The 18,122-nt window shown below is 62.0% G+C and carries 17 protein-coding genes; 3 read left to right on the plus strand and 14 right to left on the minus strand.

What is annotated here, in order from left to right:
* Positions 1-32: 32 nt before the first annotated feature.
* From ASG68_RS11420 to ASG68_RS11445, 6 genes are read right to left on the minus strand one after another with little or no spacing between them, the layout of a single operon-like run.
* Positions 33-824 carry a crotonase/enoyl-CoA hydratase family protein gene (locus ASG68_RS11420; RefSeq protein ID WP_062609731.1) on the minus strand — a complete coding sequence of 264 codons (792 nt, stop codon included), beginning with the start codon at positions 822-824 and terminating at the stop codon, positions 33-35.
* A complete protein-coding gene (locus tag ASG68_RS11425) occupies positions 821-1,693 on the minus strand; it encodes a hydroxymethylglutaryl-CoA lyase (protein ID WP_062578328.1) in 873 nt (290 codons plus the stop codon). Before ASG68_RS11425 ends, ASG68_RS11420 begins: the two co-directional genes overlap by 4 nt.
* A complete protein-coding gene (locus tag ASG68_RS11430) occupies positions 1,693-3,678 on the minus strand; it encodes an acetyl/propionyl/methylcrotonyl-CoA carboxylase subunit alpha (RefSeq protein WP_062578179.1) in 1,986 nt (661 codons plus the stop codon). Before ASG68_RS11430 ends, ASG68_RS11425 begins: the two co-directional genes overlap by 1 nt.
* 12 nt (positions 3,679-3,690) lie before the next feature.
* Positions 3,691-4,074, minus strand: coding sequence for a RidA family protein (locus tag ASG68_RS11435; RefSeq protein WP_062578180.1), 384 nt, complete (start codon positions 4,072-4,074; stop codon positions 3,691-3,693).
* An 11-nt stretch (positions 4,075-4,085) separates the two neighbouring features.
* Positions 4,086-5,693 (minus strand): carboxyl transferase domain-containing protein, encoded by a 1,608-nt coding sequence (locus ASG68_RS11440; protein WP_062609733.1) that lies wholly within the window; start codon positions 5,691-5,693, stop codon positions 4,086-4,088.
* A 46-nt stretch (positions 5,694-5,739) separates the two neighbouring features.
* Positions 5,740-6,903 carry an isovaleryl-CoA dehydrogenase gene (locus tag ASG68_RS11445; protein WP_062578183.1) on the minus strand — a complete coding sequence of 388 codons (1,164 nt, stop codon included), beginning with the start codon at positions 6,901-6,903 and terminating at the stop codon, positions 5,740-5,742.
* 250 nt (positions 6,904-7,153) lie between these two features.
* Between ASG68_RS11445 and ASG68_RS11450 the strand changes: the two genes are divergently transcribed.
* Positions 7,154-8,377 carry a TIGR03862 family flavoprotein gene (locus ASG68_RS11450; protein WP_062578330.1) on the plus strand — a complete coding sequence of 408 codons (1,224 nt, stop codon included), beginning with the start codon at positions 7,154-7,156 and terminating at the stop codon, positions 8,375-8,377.
* 19 nt (positions 8,378-8,396) lie between these two features.
* On the plus strand, positions 8,397-8,531 hold the full coding sequence (locus tag ASG68_RS32760) for a hypothetical protein (protein WP_274534215.1): 135 nt from the start codon (positions 8,397-8,399) through the stop codon (positions 8,529-8,531).
* A gap of 361 nt (positions 8,532-8,892) precedes the next feature.
* On the opposite strand, the gene ASG68_RS11455 is transcribed toward ASG68_RS32760, so the two are convergent.
* The 5 genes from ASG68_RS11455 to gcl form a co-directional block, all read right to left on the minus strand.
* Positions 8,893-9,312 (minus strand): DUF4174 domain-containing protein, encoded by a 420-nt coding sequence (locus ASG68_RS11455; RefSeq protein WP_162243612.1) that lies wholly within the window; start codon positions 9,310-9,312, stop codon positions 8,893-8,895.
* A gap of 108 nt (positions 9,313-9,420) precedes the next feature.
* Positions 9,421-10,689 (minus strand): glycerate kinase, encoded by a 1,269-nt coding sequence (locus ASG68_RS11460; RefSeq protein WP_062578188.1) that lies wholly within the window; start codon positions 10,687-10,689, stop codon positions 9,421-9,423.
* Between the two features lie 65 nt (positions 10,690-10,754).
* Entirely contained in the window at positions 10,755-11,639 is an 885-nt protein-coding gene (locus ASG68_RS11465; protein ID WP_062578190.1) for a 2-hydroxy-3-oxopropionate reductase, read from the minus strand.
* 5 nt (positions 11,640-11,644) lie between these two features.
* Positions 11,645-12,457 (minus strand): hydroxypyruvate isomerase, encoded by an 813-nt coding sequence (gene hyi / locus ASG68_RS11470; RefSeq protein WP_062578192.1) that lies wholly within the window; start codon positions 12,455-12,457, stop codon positions 11,645-11,647.
* A 22-nt stretch (positions 12,458-12,479) separates the two neighbouring features.
* A complete protein-coding gene (gene gcl / locus ASG68_RS11475; protein WP_062578332.1) occupies positions 12,480-14,264 on the minus strand; it encodes a glyoxylate carboligase in 1,785 nt (594 codons plus the stop codon).
* Positions 14,265-14,645: 381 nt separating this feature from the next.
* Here gcl and ASG68_RS11480 point away from each other — a divergent pair, with 381 nt between their 5' ends.
* The gene (locus ASG68_RS11480) at positions 14,646-15,482 is read left to right on the plus strand and encodes an IclR family transcriptional regulator (RefSeq protein WP_062578194.1); all 837 of its coding nucleotides are present in this window, start codon (positions 14,646-14,648) and stop codon (positions 15,480-15,482) included.
* 9 nt (positions 15,483-15,491) lie between these two features.
* On the opposite strand, the gene ASG68_RS11485 is transcribed toward ASG68_RS11480, so the two are convergent.
* The 3 genes from ASG68_RS11485 to ASG68_RS11495 form a co-directional block, all read right to left on the minus strand.
* Positions 15,492-15,920 carry a DUF1801 domain-containing protein gene (locus ASG68_RS11485; RefSeq protein ID WP_062578195.1) on the minus strand — a complete coding sequence of 143 codons (429 nt, stop codon included), beginning with the start codon at positions 15,918-15,920 and terminating at the stop codon, positions 15,492-15,494.
* Between the two features lie 125 nt (positions 15,921-16,045).
* A complete protein-coding gene (locus ASG68_RS11490; protein ID WP_062578197.1) occupies positions 16,046-17,074 on the minus strand; it encodes a GH25 family lysozyme in 1,029 nt (342 codons plus the stop codon).
* Positions 17,075-17,224: 150 nt separating this feature from the next.
* A complete protein-coding gene (locus tag ASG68_RS11495) occupies positions 17,225-18,058 on the minus strand; it encodes a hypothetical protein (protein WP_062603982.1) in 834 nt (277 codons plus the stop codon).
* Positions 18,059-18,122: the final 64 nt, after the last annotated feature.

Consider the following 18,122-nt stretch of genomic DNA (forward strand, 5'->3'; position numbering starts at 1 on the left):
TCAAATCATGCGCATTTCAAGCAGGGATGCCGTCAGGCGGGATTTTGCCACCATGGCTTTCGCTTTTCGAGGAAGGCCGAGATGCCCTCCCGCGCCTCCTCCGTTTCCCACGTGTCGGCCAGTCGCTCGATCGTCGCCTCGATGACGTCGCCGGTAATGGGCATGCCAAGTGACCGGGCAAGGGCTTTCGATGCGGCGGCGGCGCCGGGGGCGACCTGTAGATAGGGCTGTATTTCCGACTCGACCGCCGCATCCAGGCTGTCCGCCGGCACGACCTGTGCCAGGAGCCCCGCCGCCTGCGCTTCCCGCGCGTTGATAATCTTGGCTGACATGAACAACGGCCGTGCCTGTGCCTCACCGATCCGCGCCACGACATAGGGGCTGATGGTCGCCGGGATGAGGCCGAGCCGCGTCTCCGTCAGCCCGAATTTTGCGGTATCGGCGGCAATGGCCACGTCGGCAATAGTGAGAAGACCGATGCCGCCGCCGAACGCGTTGCCATGGACAGAGGCGATGACCGGCTTGGAAATGCTGTTCAGGGCCTGGAACATCTGCGCCAGGCGTCGTGCGCCCGCAATCCGCGTCGCCCGGTCGGAATCGACCTGCGCCTTCATCCAGCCGAGATCGCCGCCAGCGCAAAAGCTTGCCCCCTCCCCGGCTAGGACCACCACGCGGATGGCAGGGTCAGCACCGAGTTGTCTGGCCACGGTCGTCAGTTCCTCGATCATCGCCGCCGAAAGCGCATTGTGCTTGTCCGGGCGAGCCAGCGTCAGGCGTGCCACGCCGCGCGTGTCGGTTGCCAACCGGATCGTTTCGAAGGTCACGGCGTGCTCCTCAAGCTGCGGGCAAAGGCCGATGCCTCCTCGAGGGCCTGCTGCGACAGCCCGGTCTCGAACCCTAACGCGGTCAGGTATCGGTCAACCGCGAGCGTATCGACATTGCCCTTCGCGCCGGGTGCATAGGGGCAACCGCCGAGCCCGCCAACGGAGGCATCGAACACCCTTATGCCGCGTTTCAGGGCAACGCCGATATTCTCCAGCGCCCGACCGGCCGTATCGTGGAAATGGCCGGCAAGCCGATCGGCAGGAATGGTGTCGAGCACGCGTGCCAGCATCGCATCGATCGCCTCCGGCCTGCCCCGGCCGATCGTGTCGCCGAGGCTGATCTCGAAGCAGCCGAGCGCCAGAAGGCGGTCGGCAACGCTGGCCGTGCTCGCCGGTTCGATCGCGCCTTCATAGGGGCATTCGACGACGCAACTGACATAGCCGCGCATGGGAATACCCTGCGCCGCGGCAGCCTCCGCAACCGGGCGAAACCGCTCGACGCTCTCGTCGATCGAGCAGTTGATATTGTGCCACGAAAAGCTTTCCGACGCCGAGGCGAAGATCGCCACCTCGTCCGCGCCCGCCGTCAGTGCCGCCTCGAACCCCTTGAGATTGGGTGTCAGCACGGCGTAGTGAACCCCGTCCCTGCGGCTGATACCGGCCATGACCTCGGCGGCATCGGCGAGTTGCGGCACCCATTTCGGACTGACGAAACTGGTCACCTCGATGCGATCGAAACCGCAGCCGGACAGCATGTCGACCAGCCTGATCTTGTCTTTCGTATCGATCAGCGCCGCCTCGTTCTGCAACCCGTCGCGCGGCGCCATCTCGACAATCGAAACTCGGTTCGAACCCTTGCCCACCGCCATCATGCGCTCTCGGTCTTCAACGCAAGCAGCACCGTACCTTCGCTGGTCTGGTCGCCTTCGGCCACATAAAGGCTTTCGACGATGCCGTCTCGCGTCGCCGACAGGGTCAGTTCCATCTTCATCGCCTCCATGACGATCAGCGCGTCGCCCTTGGCAACCGTATCGCCCTCGCGAACCCGCACCAGCTTGATCAATCCCGGCATCGGCGCCACGAGACGATCACTGCCGGCTTCCGCTGCTGCGATCGCGTCGAGCGGATCCGGCAGATGGAAATCATGGGTCTTCCCATCGACGATCAATGTCAGTCCGTGCAGCCGTTCCAGCACCTCGACCCGTGCCTGCCGACCTTCAACCTCGGCATGGCAGCCACCCTCGAACCGGCTGCCAATCCGAACGGGAATGACGCGGCCGCCGACATGGACAGCAAATAGGTCGTGGCCGCGCGCTGCGACGCGGATGACATGATGATCGCCCGCCCGGTCCAGCACCGTTGTTCGTGTCGCCTGTCCCCAGAGCTGCCAATGGCCGAGCGACGTCCACGGATCGCCAGCCTCCGGTGTGCTCAGGGCATTGAGGGAAAAGACGGCGGCAAGCGCTATCACCGTATCGGTCGGCGTTTCGGCCATCGTGAGGTTTTCCACCTCCCGGTCGATCAGCCCGGTGTCGGGATAGCCGAAGGCAAAATCCTGCTGGCGGCTGAGGCGGGAGAGGAAATCCAGATTGTTTGCGACACCACCAATATGGCTGCCGTCAAGCGCCGCCGTCAGTTGGGCGAGCGCAGCCGTCCGGGTCGGGCCGTGCACGATCAGCTTGGCGATCATCGGGTCGTAATAAGTGCTGACCCGGCCTCCCTGGCGCACGCCGGAATCCACTCGCACACCGTTACTTGGGAATGCCAGATGCGAGAGCGTGCCCGTCGACGGAAGGAAGCTGCGCGCAGGATCCTCGGCATAGACCCGCGCCTCGAAGGCCCAGCCCTCGATCGAAAGATCGGACTGTTTCATAGGCAAAGGCTCGCCGCTCGCCACACGCAATTGCCATTCCACGAGATCGACGCCGGTGATCGCCTCCGTTACCGGATGCTCGACCTGCAGACGCGTGTTCATTTCCATGAAGAAAAACTTGTCCGGCCAGAGACCGCTCGATACATCGGCGATGAACTCGACCGTGCCCGCGCCGCAATAGTCGATGGCGCGTGCTGCGCGCACCGCCGCATCGCCCATCGCCCGGCGCATTTCCGCCGTCATGCCCGGCGCCGGTGCCTCCTCGATCACCTTCTGGTGCCGCCGCTGCAGCGAGCAGTCCCGCTCGAAGAGATGCACGACATTGCCATGGCGATCGCCGAACACCTGAATTTCGATGTGGCGCGGCTGCAGCAGGTATTTTTCGATCAGCACCGTACCGTCACCAAAGGCAGCCATACCCTCCCGCTGCGCCGCTGCCAGCGAAGCGGCGAAATCCGAGGGTTGATCGACCCGCCGCATGCCCTTGCCGCCGCCGCCCGCCCGCGCCTTGATCAGCACGGGATAGCCGATCTCGTCGGCTTGGGTTGCGAGAAATTCGGTATCCTGATTGTCCCCGTGATAACCGGGAACGACGGGCACGCCCGACTGTTCCATCAGCGCCTTCGCCGCATCCTTCAGGCCCATGGCGCGAATGGCAGATGGTGACGGACCGATAAAGACAAGACCTGCCGCCTCGACGGCCTCAGCGAACTCGGCATTTTCCGACAGGAAGCCGTAGCCGGGATGAATGGCCTGCGCGCCCGATCGCTCCGCCGCCGCGAGAATCCGGTCGATCGACAGGTAGCTTTCACTCGCCGCCGCATGGCCGATCCGGAATGCTTCGTCTGCCAGTTCGACATGCAGCGCCGCCGCATCCGCATCGGAATAGACGGCGACCGTGCGCACGCCCAGCCGTCGCGCCGTGCGGATGATCCGGCAGGCGATCTCGCCGCGATTGGCAATGAGAATTTTCGAAAACATCAGCTATCCCGGTTATTGCGCGGCAATCACTTCCACTTCGAGCAGCCAGGCCTCGTCGAAGATGCCGGCGATCACCACCGTCATCGCCGGCGCCAGACTACCAAGATATTCGCTGCGAATTTCGCGGTTTGCCATGGTGTGGTGCCGATCGGCGAGATAGGTCGTGACCTTGACGATATCGGCCTTCGACATTCCCGCCGCCTTCAACTGCGCATCGACATTGTGCCAGACCTGTCGCGCCTGTGCCTCGAAACCCGAGGCCAGCGTATCATCCGTATCCGTCGGGATCTGGCCGCTGACGAACAGAACCCGGCTGAATTCCTCCAGTCGCACGGCTTGCGAATAGCCGCCGCGTGGTTGAGGGGCATTCTTGGCATTGAACATATCGCGTTTCATGCTCTTTCTCCTCACATCCTGAACAGGCCAAAACGGGTATCGCCGATCGGCGCATTGAGCGCTACTGACAGAGAGAGAGCCAGCACGTCACGGCTTTTGCGCGGGTCGATGATGCCGTCGTCCCAGAGCCGTGCCGAAGCATAGAGCGGGTGGCTCTGGGTCTCGAACAGGTCGAGCACCGGCTTCTTGAACTTGGCCTCATCGTCCTCGCTCCAGGGCGTGCCGGCGCGCTTCAGCGCCTCGCCGCGCACCGTGGCCAAAACACCGGCCGCCTGCTCGCCGCCCATCACGGAAATCCGGCTGTTCGGCCAGGTCCAGAGGAAGCGCGGTGAAAAGGCCCGCCCGCCCATGCCGTAATTGCCCGCGCCGAAGGAGCCGCCGACCAGCATGGTGATCTTCGGCACGCTCGTCGTCGCCACTGCCGTCACCAGCTTGGCGCCGTGCTTGGCAATGCCCTCCGTCTCGTATTTCCGCCCCACCATGAAGCCGGTGATGTTCTGCAGGAAAACCAGCGGAATCTTGCGCTGCGAGCACAGTTCGACGAAATGCGCACCCTTCAGCGCCGATTCCGAAAACAGCACGCCAGTGTTGGCGATGATGCCGACGGGGATGCCATGCACATGGGCGAAACCGCAGACCAGCGTGGTGCCATAGCGGGCCTTGAATTCATCCAGCCGCGAGCCATCGACGATGCGGGCGATCACCTCGCGGATATCGTAAGGCGTGCGCAGGTCAGCGGGCACGATACCGGGAATGTCGTCGGGATCGTAAGCCGGTTCTTCCGACGGCTGCCGCTCGACCGTCGTAATCCTCGGACGGTTGAGATTGGCGACCGCGCGACGAGCGAGCGCCAGGGCATGCGCATCGTCACGGGCCAGATGATCGGCTACGCCGGACAGCCGTGTATGCACATCGCCGCCGCCGAGATCCTCCGACGACACGACCTCTCCGGTCGCAGCGCGAACCAGCGGCGGCCCGGCAAGGAAGATGGTCCCCTGCCCCTCGACGATGATGGCCTCATCCGACATCGCCGGCACATAGGCCCCGCCCGCTGTGCAGGAGCCCATCACGACAGCGATCTGCGGAATGCCCGCAGCCGACATGTTGGCCTGATTGTAGAAGATTCGGCCGAAATGCTCGCGATCCGGAAAGACCTCGTCCTGGTTCGGCAGGTTGGCGCCGCCGGAATCGACGAGATAGAGGCAGGGCAGATTGTTTTCCGCCGCGATCTCCTGCGCCCGCAGATGTTTCTTCACCGTCATTGGATAATAGGTGCCGCCTTTGACAGTCGCATCATTGCAGACGATCATGCAGTCGCGGCCCGAAACGCGGCCGATCCCAGTGATCAGCCCGGCCGCCGGCGCTTCACTATTGTAAAGACCATGTGCCGCCGTCAGTCCGACCTCCAGGAACGGCGTCGCCGGATCGATCAGTTGCGCCACCCGATCGCGCGGCAGCATCTTGCCGCGGCTGACATGCCTTTCCCTCGCAACCTCACCGCCGCCCCCGGCCGCCAGCAGCGCCGCGTCCTCGACCGCGCGCATCTGCTCCGCCATCGCCGCGCTATTGGCGCGGAACGCTTCAGAAGATGTCGAGATTTGCGATTTCAGAACGGTCATTCATCCTCCCCGATTGACCAAATATTTCGCCGTCCAGCATCCGTGCCTACCTCGTTTCGGCAAAAATCTCCCGGCCGATCAGCATACGCCGTATTTCCGACGTCCCCGCGCCGATTTCGTAAAGCTTAGCGTCCCTCAGCAGACGGCCGGCCGGGTAGTCGTTGGTATAGCCGTTGCCGCCGAGAACCTGGATCGTCTCGAGCGCCAGCGCGGTTGCCTTCTCGGCGGCATAGAGAATGCAACCAGCCGCATCCTTGCGGGTCGTCTCTCCCCGGTCGCATGCGGCGGCCACGGCGTAGACATAGGCGCGGGCGGCATTCAGCGTTACATACATGTCCGCGACCTTGCCCTGCATCAGCTGGAATTCGCCGATCGACTGACCGAACTGCTTTCGCTCATGCAGATAGGGGACAGCGACGTCGAGGCAAGCGTCCATGATACCCAGCGGCCCGGCTGAGAGCACGACGCGCTCATAATCGAGGCCGGACATCAGGATGCGCACGCCGCCGCCGACCGCGCCAAGCACGTTTGCCTCTGGCACCTCGCAATCGGCAAAGATCAGCTCGCAGGTGTTCGAGCCGCGCATGCCGAGCTTGTCGAGCTTCTGGCCGGTGGAAAATCCGGCAAAGCCCTTTTCGATCAGAAAGGCGGTGATGCCACGCGGCCCGCCCTGCGGATCGGTCTTGGCATAGACGACCAGCACATCCGCATCCGGCCCGTTGGTGATCCACATCTTGTTGCCGTTGAGCACATAGCGGTCGCCGCGCTTGTCGGCCCGGAGCTTCATCGACACGACATCGGATCCGGCTGTCGGCTCCGACATGGCCAGCGCCCCGACATGCTCGCCGGAAATCAGTTTCGGGAGGTATCGCGCCTTCTGCGCCTCGGAGCCATTGCGGCTGATCTGGTTGACGCAGAGATTGGAATGGGCACCGTAGCTGAGCGCAACGGAGGCAGAGGCGCGACTGATCTCCTCCATGGCCACGCAATGGGCGAGATAACCGAGACCGGCACCGCCAAAATCTTCCGCTGCCGTGATGCCGAGTAGGCCGAGGTCGCCCATTTCCCGCCAGAGCGGCATGGGAAAACTGTTGGTCCGGTCGATATCGGCCGCCTGCGGCGCAATCCGTTCACTGGCAAAACGGCGCACGCTTTCACGCAGGGCCTCGATGTCATCGCCAACGGCAAAGCGCAATCCTCCCGAATACATGCGGCCTCCTCCCTTATTCCATTGCCGCCGGACGAACTCCTCTTCATCCGGCAACCTCCGATTTGCGAGACTATCATACCCCCACAACAATTTCCGAACCACGACAGAGGCTTGGGCGCACGATTTGTAAAATGCGGAAGGCCGAGCCGGTTGTTTGCGGTCGCGAAGGCTTTCGCCGCCCGTCATTTCGCTTGCGCGAAATTCCACAAGGCTCCAAGACAAAATCTCGGAATTCGACGATGGACGAAGCATGACGGGAAAACAGATCGCAATCATCGGCGGTGGGCCGGCAGGCCTGATGGCGGCGGAGGTCCTGTCGTCATACGGTCATGCGGTCACCGTCTATGACGGCATGCCGACCTTCGGCCGCAAATTCCTGCTCGCCGGCAAATCCGGCCTCAACATCACCCATTCCGAGGATTATGCGCGGTTTGCCACGCGGTTCGGGTCGGCAACGGAACGGCTGCGTCCGGCGCTTGACGCTTTTACGCCTGATGACGTGCGGGCTTGGGCGGCGGAACTCCGCACTGAAACTTTCGTCGGGACATCTGGTCGCGTCTTTCCAACAGCTATGAAAGCCTCGCCTCTGTTGCGCGCGTGGTTACGCCGGCTCGAGGCTCAGGGCGTCCGGCTCCTGACGCGGTACCGGTGGATGGGATTCGCGGAGGGCGGCCTGAAATTCGAGACGTCGGATGGCGCCATGACCATGCATCCCGATGCCACCCTTCTTGCCCTCGGCGGCGCAAGCTGGCCGCGTCTCGGATCGGACGCCGCATGGGTCCCGTTGCTCGCGGATCGCGGCGTAGCAATCAATCCTCTCCAGCCCGCCAACTGCGGCTTCGATGTCGGTTGGAGCGACATTTTCAGAGCCCGATTTGCCGGAGCGCCGTTGAAGTCGGTCACGACGACCTCGCAAGCCGGTACCTTCCCCGGTGAATTCGTGATCTCGAAACATGGCATCGAGGGAAGCCTCGTCTATGCACATTCAGCCGCCTTGCGCGACGCCCTGACACGCGATGGAAAGGTTGCCTTGTCGGTCGATCTCGTCCCCGGACGAACACACGAACGCCTCGCCAAGGACCTCCAGCGTCAGGACCGGAAAGCTAGCCTCTCCACCCGCCTGCGCAAGGGCGCCGGTCTCGACGGCGTCAAGGCCGCATTGGTCCGCGAAGTCCACCCAGAGGCAAACAGCCTTGATCCGGATCGGCTAGCCGAACTCCTGAAGTCCCTGCCCATCCCCATCGTCCGCCCCCGCCCGATCGCCGAGGCGATTTCTTCAGCGGGAGGCATCCATCTCAACGGGATCGACGAACAGTTCATGCTGAAAGCTTTGCCCGGCTTCTTCGCCGCCGGCGAAATGCTTGACTGGGAAGCCCCGACGGGCGGCTATCTGCTGACGGCCTGTTTTGCGACAGGACGCGAAGCTGCGCGTGGGATGGACCAATGGCTTCGCATTGCAGAATTGCCACGGTGAAAATTCAGCGGAGGGACGAATGGCAAAACGGGTAAAAATCGGCGATGTGGTGGAGATCGTAACACAGGGTGGCTTAGCTTACGCCCAGTATTCGCATAAGAACGCGATGTACGGTGCTTTGATCCGCGTCTTCAAGGGAGTTCATCCGGTCTGACCTTCAAACTTGGCGGAAATTGTTCTGGATGAGCCGCAATTCCTCATCTTTTTTCCGCTTGGATCGGCTGTCAACCAGCAGATTGTCGTGATCGTCGATAATCTTCCTGTGCCACAACACGCACAGCCTTTTCCTATATTCCGCAACGGCGCCCGCGACCCCGCTACAAATACCGTGAATGTGTGGTGGCTCTGGGATGGAGAGAAGGAGTGGCGCGTGGGTACCCTAAAGTCCGCACAGCGCAGCCTTCCGCTTCTCCGGATCGTTAACGATACAGCACTCATTGAGATGATCGAGACGGCTTACAATCCGGAAGACGATGGATTTGGCTCGAGCGAAAACAGCAAGCTCTGCCGATACCTTAATGATGCACGCCTTTCCGCCGCATCGGCATTTGGTCGATTAACGCGAAAATTTCACTAGCGGAAACAACCTCATCCGAACTGAACTTTACCGTCCCGTCCTTGCCGACGAGCTTCAGGGCGAAGAAGCCATTGGTCACGTCGAGATCGGAGCGGATGGCATAGCAGTTGAGGTCATATTCAGGTCCGAACAGCGCCTTGACCTCGTTGCGTCCGACTTCCAGTACGATGATGTCCCGGTCGCGCAAGCCCTCAGCCTCGGATAGCAGCATGCTCGCCTGCCGGGTTGCCTCAACATGGGCGTCGTCCGGAAAGATGATCAGGACACGGTAGCGCCATTCGAAGTCGGCGAGGCTCATGCCGCCCTGTTGCGGATCGACATCGATACCGAACACATCGCCAGACAATGATTTCAACATCGCCTTCATCCCTGTTCCATTGATCGCATGGGCAAGGAACCGGTCATGCGCCGATTTGGTTCCGGAATTTCTTGGCTATCAGGCACGGCAAGGGGAGCGGCGGACGGCTCACTGCACCAGAATGGCCCGAAAATCGTTGACATTCGTGCCGGTCGGGCCGGGTTTGAAGATGTCGCCGATTGCATCGAAAGCAGTCCAGGCGTCGTTTCGATCCAAAAATGCCGCCCCATCCATGCCGGCTGAAGCCAGCCGGGATATGGTCGAACTGTTCGCAAAGGCACCGGCATTGTCCTCCGATCCGTCAATGCCGTCCGTGTCGGCCGCCAGCGCGGAGATGCCCCCAGCGCCATCTATCCCGAGCGCCAATGACAGCAGGAATTCGGTATTGCGCCCGCCCTTGCCCTTGCCTCGAATGGTCACCGTCGTCTCGCCGCCAGACAGGATGAGCACCGGTTTGCGGAACGGCTGGTCGCGGGCAACAACTTCACGGGCGATCGCCGCATGGATGCGGCCGACTTCGCGCGCCTCGCCTTCCATCGCATCGGACAGGATGACAGCTTCGATCCCGGCTGCTCTTGCCCGTTCGGCTGCTGCTTCCAGTGAAACGGCGGCGGAGGCGACGAGGCGGATATCGTTGCGCCGGAATTTGGTATCGGACGGATCGGGTGCGGCGGAGGCCTCGCTGCGGATGAAGGCCATGACCTTTTCCGGCAGGTCCAGGCGATAGCGTTCGATCAGGCGAAGGGCATCCTCGCGGGTGCTCCTGTCCGGAATGGTCGGCCCCGAGGCCACCAGCGCCGGGTCGTCGCCGGGAATATCGGATACAACAAGCGAGACCACTTTGGCCGGCCAGGCGGCTGCCGCCAGCCTTCCGCCCTTGATGCCGGACACATGCTTGCGGATCGCGTTCATCGCACTGATCGGCGCGCCGGAGGAGAGCAGAGCCTTGTTGACTGCGACCTCGTCATCCAGTGTCAGGTCGCCTGCCGGCAATGGCAGGAGTGCCGAACCGCCGCCGCAGATCAGCGCCACGACCAGATCTTCTTCCGTCAGGCCGCTCACTTCCTTGAGCAACCGCCGGGAGGCCGTAAGACCATTTTCGTCCGGCAGCGGATGCGCAGCTTCCAAAACCTCGATCCGCTCGCAGGGTGCGGCATAACCGTAGCGCGTGACGACGGCGCCGGAGAGCGGCCCGTCCCATAGTTTCTCGAATACCTGCGCCATCTGGGCCGCGCCCTTGCCGGCGCCGAGGACCACGGTGCGGCCTTTCGGTTTTTCGGGCAGATTGGCAGCCAGCACCTTGGCTGGATCGGCAGCAGCAACGGCCGTGTGAAACAGAGCCTCTAGAAAGGCCTTGGGGTTGGCGATCACGGCCATGCTTGTCGTCCTCATTTTACAAAAGAAGTGGGCGGTTGCCTCCCCGCAACCGCCCGCCCGGATCGTCAGGCGACCGCGTGGTTGGCCATGCGCTCCAGCGCCTTGACGAGGCCCGAGTGATCAAGACCGCTGTCGCCATTGGCGGCGCAGTTGTTGAACAGTTCCTGTGTCGCCGCCGTGTTCGGCAGCGAGATGCCGAGCGACTTCGCACCCTGCAATGCAAGGTTCAGGTCCTTCTGGTGCAGCGAGATGCGGAAACCCGGATCGAAGGTGCGCTTGATCATCCGGTCACCGTGGACTTCTAGGATGCGCGAAGAGGCAAAGCCACCCATCAGCGCCTCGCGAACCCGGGCCGGATCCGCACCGGCCTTCGACGCGAACACCAGCGCCTCGGAAACCGCCTCGATCGTCAGCGCGACGATGATCTGGTTGGCGACCTTGGTCACCTGTCCATCTCCGCAATCGCCGACCAGCGTGATGTTCTTGCCCATCAGCTGGAACAGTGGCAGCGCGCGGTCGAAGCTCCCCTCGGTGCCGCCTGCCATGATCGACAGCGACGCATTCTTCGCACCGACTTCGCCGCCCGAGACCGGCGCGTCCATGTATTCGGCGCCCGTTTCGCGAACCGTCTTGGCGAATTCCTTTGTGTCGATCGGCGAGATCGAGCTCATGTCGATGACCAGCTTACCCTTGGACAGGCCGGAGGCAACGCCGTTCTCGCCGAACAGGACGTCCTTTACATCCGGCGTGTCCGGCAGCATCAGGATGGTGATGTCCACCTGCTCAGCCAGCGCCTTCGGCGTTTCAGCAAACTGCAGGCCGTTATCGAGCAGTTCCTGCTTCGGCGCGATATGGAATTTCGAGGTAACGACGGTGTGGCCGGCATCCTGCAGGTGGCGCGCCATCGGCGTGCCCATGATACCCAGTCCGATAAAGCCGATTGTGGCCATGATGCTTAGCTCCTGATCTTGATGATATCTGCACTGCGGGCGGATCTGGTGGCTGCAAGCCATCCCAGTCCTTCGGATGTCGTCGTGCGCGGCTTGTATTCGCAGCCTATCCAGCCGTCGTATCCGGCCGCATCGAGCGCCTCGAAAACGAAGGGATAGTTGATCTCGCCGGTGCCCGGTTCGTTGCGTCCGGGATTATCGGCCAGCTGGACATGGGCGATCTGCGCCTGGTGCTTTTTGAAAGTTGCGACCAACTCGCCCTCGGTCCGCTGCTGGTGGTAGAGGTCGTACTGGATGAACAGGTTGTCGCTGCCGACTTCGGCGATGATCGAGGCTGCCTGTTCCACCGTGTTGAGGTAGAAGCCAGGAATATCGAAGCGGTTGATGGGCTCGATCAGCAACCGAATGCCGTGTTTACCCAGTTCCGTCGCCGCCAGCTTCAGGTTGGCGACGAAGGTGGCGCGCAGCACGCTGTCGGAAACGCCGACCGGCGCGATGCCGGAGAGGCAGTTGATTTGCGTGCAGCCAAGCGTCGTCGCGTAATCGATAGCCGAGGCGACACCACGGCGGAATTCGTCGACCCGGTCCGGCAGGATGGCAATACCGCGCTCGCCGCCGGCCCAGTTGCCGGCCGGCAGGTTGTGCAGGATCTGGGTGAGGCCATTGACCTCCAGCGCCGCCTTTAGCGCCTTGGCGTCGAAGTCGTAGGGGAAGAGATACTCGACGGCATCGAAGCCTGCCTTGGCGGCCAGCGCGAACCGGTCGAGAAACGGCAATTCGTTGAAGAGCATGGTCAGGTTTGCCGCAAACTTGGGCATGAAATGTCCTCCTTGTTCTCACTCAATCGATGAGCGCCATGATCGCCGTCGGGGCATCCTCGCCGCGCTCGGCAAGCTCCTCGAACTCGACGACCGAATTGATGTCGGCGCCCATGGAAATGTTGGTGACGCGCTCCAGAATGAACTCGATGACAACGGGCACCTGGTGCTCGTCCATCAGGTCCTTGGCTCTTGAGAAAGCCTCTTGGAATTCGTTCGGGCTGCGGACCCGGATTGCCTTGCAACCCAGCCCTTCGGCCACCGCTACATGATCGACGCCATAACCCTTCTCCGCATCGCCGGAGTGATTGATGTTGTCGAAGGCAAGGCTCACCTCGAAATCCATGGCAAAACCGCGCTGCGCCTGACGGATGAGGCCGAGATAGGAATTGTTCACGACCACATGAAGGTAAGGCAGCTTGTGCTGGGCGCCGACGGCCAGTTCCTCGATCATGAACTGAAAGTCATAGTCGCCGGACAGCGCCACGATCGGACGATCCGGATCGGCAGCGCGCACGCCGAGCGCTGCGGGTAGCGTCCAGCCGAGTGGGCCGGCTTGACCGCAATTGATCCAGTTGCGCGGCTTGTAGACATGCAGGAATTGCGCGCCGGCAATCTGGCTGAGGCCGATGGTCGAGACGTAGCATGTGTCGCGGCCGAACGCCTTGTTCATTTCCTCGTAAACACGTTGTGGCTTCAGCGGCGTCTGGTCGAAATGCGTCTTGCGCAGCATGGTCCGCTTGCGCTCGCGGCATTCTTCCGCCCAGCCCGACCAGTCCTTCAGCTTGCCCGCTGTCTTCCATTCCGTCGCAACGTCGAGGAACAGCTTCAGCGCTGCCCCCGCATCCGAGACAATGCCGAAATCCGGTGCGAAGACGCGGCCGATCTGGGTCGGTTCGATATCGACATGGACGAATTTCCGGCCTTCCGTATAGGTCGGAACGTTGCCGGTGTGCCGATTGGCCCAGCGGTTGCCGACACCGAGCACGAAGTCGGAAGCGAGCAGGTTGGCATTGCCGTAGCGATGCGATGTCTGCAGCCCGCACATGCCGGCCATCAGCGGATGGTCGTCGGGGATCGTGCCCCAGCCCATCAGCGTCGGAATGACCGGGATGCCGGTGATCTCGGCAAACTCTGTGAGCAGATCGGATGCATCCGCATTGATGATGCCGCCGCCGGCGACGATCAGCGGACGCTCCGCCTCGTTCAGCATGGCGATCGCCTTCTCGGCCTGAGCCCGCGTGGCCGATGGCTTGTAGGGTTCGAGCGAGGCGTAGGTGTCGATATCGAACTCGATCTCGGCCAACTGGACATCGACCGGCAGGTCGATCAGCACCGGACCGGGCCGACCTGAGCGCATCAGGTGGAACGCCTTCTGGAAGACGAACGGCACCAGCGCCGGCTCCATGACGGTCACGGCCCATTTGGTCAGCGGCCCCGCGATCTTGGCGATATCGACTGCCTGGAAATCCTCCTTGTCGAGCCGGGCGCGGGGCGCCTGGCCGGTGATGCAGAGGATCGGGATCGAATCCGCCGAGGCCGAATAAAGCCCGGTGATCATGTCTGTACCGGCCGGGCCTGATGTGCCGATGCAGACACCGATATTTCCGTGCTCGGCGCGGGTGTACCCCTCGGCCATATGGGAAGCACCCTCGACATGCCGCGCCAGAATATGCCGCACCGAACCGCGCGCCTTCAGCGCCGAATAAAAGGGATTGATCGCAGCACCAGGGACACCGAAGGCACAATCCACGCCTTCTCTCTCCAGAACCAGAACCGCCGCATCAACCGCGCGCATTTTCGCCATGACTTGATCCTCCATCGTCGTGAGGATCAGGGTAGATCAAATTTCCGGCCGCGCAATTTCTAAATGGAAATCATTCCCATCATGTGGAAATAAACATTTTCAATGAATCGGACATGAATGGAGAGGAACTTCAACGCTGATAGATGTAAAAGGGAGTTCCGATAGCGGAAGCGATCTTCCTCTTCTCCCCAGCGGGGAAAAGTGCCGAGTGAAAAGAGGCGATGAGGGCGGCTCCGGCTACGCCGAAGCCATATCAAAGATGCCTTCGGCCCCCTCATCCGGCCCTCCGGGCCACCTTCTCCCCGGTGGGGAGAAGAGGAAGATCGCTCTGCGCTCATCGATACTTGAAATGTCATTGCCGAAGAAAACCACGGACCCACCATGCCCGACCAGCCACTTAAACAGGACACCCAACGCGGAAAGCGCGGCCGCAAGGCCGGTGAAAATGCCGTTCCGTCCTCCGTGCAGGTTCTCGATCGCAGCCTGACGCTGCTCGATCTCGTGGCGTCGTCTGATGGCGCCGTCCTGACCGAACTTTCCGATAAATCCGGCATGGCGCCATCCACGGTCCATCGCCTGCTCACCTCGCTTGCCGGCCACGGCATGGTCACCCATGACGCCGAGACCGGTGCGTGGACCATCGGGCTTAAAGCTTTTGAGATCGGCAATGCCTTCCTGCGCTTCCGCAAGCTCGGCACGATCAGCCGTCCCTTCCTGAAGCAGTTGATGGAACGCTCCGGCGAAACCGCCAATATCGGCATCGAGGATGGCGGCGATGTCGTGTTCATCTCGCAGGTCGAAAGCCATGCGCCGATGCGTGCCTTCTTCCGTCCTGGCCGCCGTGGCCCGATCCACGCGTCGGGCATCGGCAAGGCCATTCTCTCGACCTGGCCGGATGGCGACATCGAGCGCCTATTGTCGCCGCGCCCGCTTGCCCGCTTCACGGAGAAGACCCGCGACAGCCTGCCGAAGCTATTGGCAGACCTCGCAATCATCCGGGCAAGGAGATGGTCGATCGACGACGAGGAGCACACGCTGGGTATGCGCTGCCTCGCCGCGCCGATCTTCAACGAATATGGCGAGGCGATCGCCGGAATTTCGATCTCGGGACCGGCCGTGCGCCTGCCGGACGCGACGCTCGCCGAGCTCGGCCCAGCGGTACGGGCCGCTGCCGATGACCTGACGCGGGCAATGGGCGGGCGGTTTCCTACCCGCTGATATGCTGCCTTAATTCGCCTTCGGCTTCTTCTTCGCCGATCGCGCCGTCACGTTGAGCGCCACCGCCGCCTGAATGAGCGCCTGAAATGCCGCCGGTTCGATCTCCTCGCCCTCGCGCAGATCGATCGCCCGCCGCGTATTGCCTTCAAGACTGGAATTGAACAGGCCGGTGGGGTCCTCCAGCGAGGCGCCCTTGGCAAAGGTCAGTTTGACCACGGCCTTGTAGGTTTCGCCGGTGCAGAGAATGCCGTCATGCTCCCACACGGGCACGCCGCGCCATTTCCATTCCTCGACAATATCAGTATCCGCCTGCTTGATGAGATCACGGACCCTCGCAAGCGTCGCGCCACGCCAATCGGTCAGTTCGGCGATCCGCCCGTCGATCCGCTCGGATGGTGACGGCCCACTTGCGTCTTCAGCTTCAACCTTCTTCGGCATGGATTTTCCTCCTCACATACGGCTCCTCGACCCTTGATTTATGGCGACGTCGGCAAAAATCCACGCCGGGATCCCGGCGTGAAACTGCAGTATCAAGGATATGAGGCGGCCGGTGGCCGTTCAGATCAATTCCGCGCAACCCAATCGTGCCAGTCGTCCTCGCTGCCATGGAAGACATTCAGGTCGATCTTGCCCTCGACGCCATGCGACAGTCCGGAGCCGGAGTACTGCCAGAATAGCCACTTGCGGTCCGGATAGACCTTCGACGGATGGGCAGCGACGGAGCGCAGCCAGAACGGATGGTTCTTGAATTCGCCCGTCAGGTTGTCGCGATAGAAGTCCGGCGCGGTGTAGATCACCGGGCGTTTGCCGTAATGACGCTCCAGCTTGTCCATGAAGACCTGCATCTTCTCGAGCGTCTTGGCGCGCGACAGGCGGAAGCGGCAGCTGGATTCTCCATTGTATTCGACATCGATCACCGGCGGCAGCGCATCGGGATCGCGCGGCACGTTGCGGATGAACCATTCGGCCTGTTCACCGGCGGTGCGGCACCAGTAAAAGAAATGATAGGCGCCGCGCTTCAGGCCGGCGTCCTTCGCCCGCTTCCAGTTCTTCTTGAACATCGGGTCGAGATGGTCGCCGCCATCGGTCGCCTTGATATAGGCGAAGTTGGCGCCCTGCGTGCGCAGCCTTGCCCAGTCGATCTCGCCCTGCCAGCGGGAAATATCGACACCATGCACGGCCATCTTTCGCGGCGAAGCCTTGCCGAAGTTGATCGGATGGGCATCACGGAACTGGCGGCTGTAGATCTGCGCACGACCGCGGCGAGTGCGCGGCTGCGCCTCCGGATTATCCGGCATCATCAGCGCGACAGGGCGCTCGGCCGGAACGGTCATGGCCTCGGTGGTCACGGATTCGAAGGCCTGCGGCTGCGGCACCTGCCCCGCCCAGGCCAGTTGTTCCGGATGACTTTCATTTTCGGCGGCGGCGATGATCGCGCCGACATCATTTGCCGGCACAGGGCCGCTTGCGACCGAGCTTGTAACCTCCTTGGAAGGCAACCCGGCAGACAGGCTTTCCGGGCCGGAACTGGACGTGCATCCAGCCAGGGCAATACCGCCAAGAAGAAGTGCTGAAAGAGCCGAAAAACGCATTGGAACCCGCACGCAAAACAAAATCCGGGCGCACCCCGCCCCCATTGTCTTCAATTGCTAACGGAAAATTACCAACAAATGCTGAATCCGAATTAATTCGGGAAGCGTTGCGCAAAAACGACGGTGGTGACGGCGGCGCTTTGCTACGGCTCAATCCAGGGATTTGAGGTCATCGGGCACGGCATATTCCCGACCATTGTAGGTCAGGCGCATGGTCGATTCTTTCGGACCGTCACGCTTTTCCACGCATTCGCCATTCGCCGCCACGCTCGCGACCGTCGTCGAGGAAGTCTCCGACACCAGAATATCCGCATAGCCGTTGTGGGCGGTGGACTGCATCGAAAGCGTCCGGCTCGTTTCGTCGAAGGTTCCCGCGCAATTCGTATCCCACTCACCGTGATTGTCACTCACGGTGATGCCGGCAAGCACAGAAACGAGTTTGCCATTCGCGATCGTATAAAGCGAAAGCCCGACCTCGCCGAACGGATTGAGCCCGGAACTGCCATGCTGGAAAATCCGCAGGCCGAACGCCATCTGCTGCCGCGCCAGCCGGTAACGCGCCGTGTCGAAGGCAATCTTCGTGATCCGCACCGCATCATCCGCCATGCGACCGGCTAGATAGAGACGCTGCCGGACATCGAGGCTCGCCGCATCGAGCACCAGCAATTCAAGATCGCCCTCATTGCCATCATTCGATTGCGCCCCGATCAGCGGCACCGCAACCAGCATCACTTCGGGATGCGCCGGCCAGATGCGGCAGATCATGGCATGCGGATCGTCGCTGGCGCTCTCCGCCGGCAAAGTGATCGCCAGATTATTGAAGCTGAACCCAGTCTCCGACGTTTTCACTGCATCCGGATAGGCCCGCTGGATAATCGCAGCCGCCTGCCCACCGCATCCGTCTTCAGCGAAGGCGAACTGTGTACCGGAGAGGAACGCGGCTGAAACCAGAAGGCAGCGTAGAATGGCGATTTGAAGGGTCATGAGGGAAAGTTGCATACTGTGTTTGAAATGACAAACGCGCGGATTAGGGCGTGAGCGTATCGCT

The organism is Rhizobium sp. Leaf453, assembly GCF_001425605.1.
Taxonomy (GTDB): domain Bacteria; phylum Pseudomonadota; class Alphaproteobacteria; order Rhizobiales; family Rhizobiaceae; genus Pararhizobium.

Bases quoted from the DNA above. Each gene is read 5' to 3' on its own strand.
- ASG68_RS11455 (WP_162243612.1), bottom strand. From the start codon at position 9,312: ATGTTGAAATCATTGTCTGGCGATGTGTTCGGTATCGATGTCGATCCG.
- ASG68_RS11450 (WP_062578330.1), top strand. From the start codon at position 7,154: ATGACGGGAAAACAGATCGCAATCATCGGCGGTGGGCCGGCAGGCCTG.
- ASG68_RS11490 (WP_062578197.1), bottom strand. From the start codon at position 17,074: ATGCGTTTTTCGGCTCTTTCAGCACTTCTTCTTGGCGGTATTGCCCTG.
- ASG68_RS11485 (WP_062578195.1), bottom strand. From the start codon at position 15,920: ATGCCGAAGAAGGTTGAAGCTGAAGACGCAAGTGGGCCGTCACCATCC.
- gcl (WP_062578332.1), bottom strand. From the start codon at position 14,264: ATGGCGAAAATGCGCGCGGTTGATGCGGCGGTTCTGGTTCTGGAGAGA.
- ASG68_RS11460 (WP_062578188.1), bottom strand. From the start codon at position 10,689: ATGGCCGTGATCGCCAACCCCAAGGCCTTTCTAGAGGCTCTGTTTCAC.
- ASG68_RS11495 (WP_062603982.1), bottom strand. From the start codon at position 18,058: ATGACCCTTCAAATCGCCATTCTACGCTGCCTTCTGGTTTCAGCCGCG.
- ASG68_RS11440 (WP_062609733.1), bottom strand. From the start codon at position 5,693: ATGACCGTTCTGAAATCGCAAATCTCGACATCTTCTGAAGCGTTCCGC.
- ASG68_RS32760 (WP_274534215.1), top strand. From the start codon at position 8,397: ATGGCAAAACGGGTAAAAATCGGCGATGTGGTGGAGATCGTAACACAG.
- ASG68_RS11425 (WP_062578328.1), bottom strand. From the start codon at position 1,693: ATGGCGGTGGGCAAGGGTTCGAACCGAGTTTCGATTGTCGAGATGGCG.
- ASG68_RS11465 (WP_062578190.1), bottom strand. From the start codon at position 11,639: ATGGCCACAATCGGCTTTATCGGACTGGGTATCATGGGCACGCCGATG.
- ASG68_RS11445 (WP_062578183.1), bottom strand. From the start codon at position 6,903: ATGTATTCGGGAGGATTGCGCTTTGCCGTTGGCGATGACATCGAGGCC.
- hyi (WP_062578192.1), bottom strand. From the start codon at position 12,457: ATGCCCAAGTTTGCGGCAAACCTGACCATGCTCTTCAACGAATTGCCG.
- ASG68_RS11480 (WP_062578194.1), top strand. From the start codon at position 14,646: ATGCCCGACCAGCCACTTAAACAGGACACCCAACGCGGAAAGCGCGGC.
- ASG68_RS11435 (WP_062578180.1), bottom strand. From the start codon at position 4,074: ATGAAACGCGATATGTTCAATGCCAAGAATGCCCCTCAACCACGCGGC.
- ASG68_RS11430 (WP_062578179.1), bottom strand. From the start codon at position 3,678: ATGTTTTCGAAAATTCTCATTGCCAATCGCGGCGAGATCGCCTGCCGG.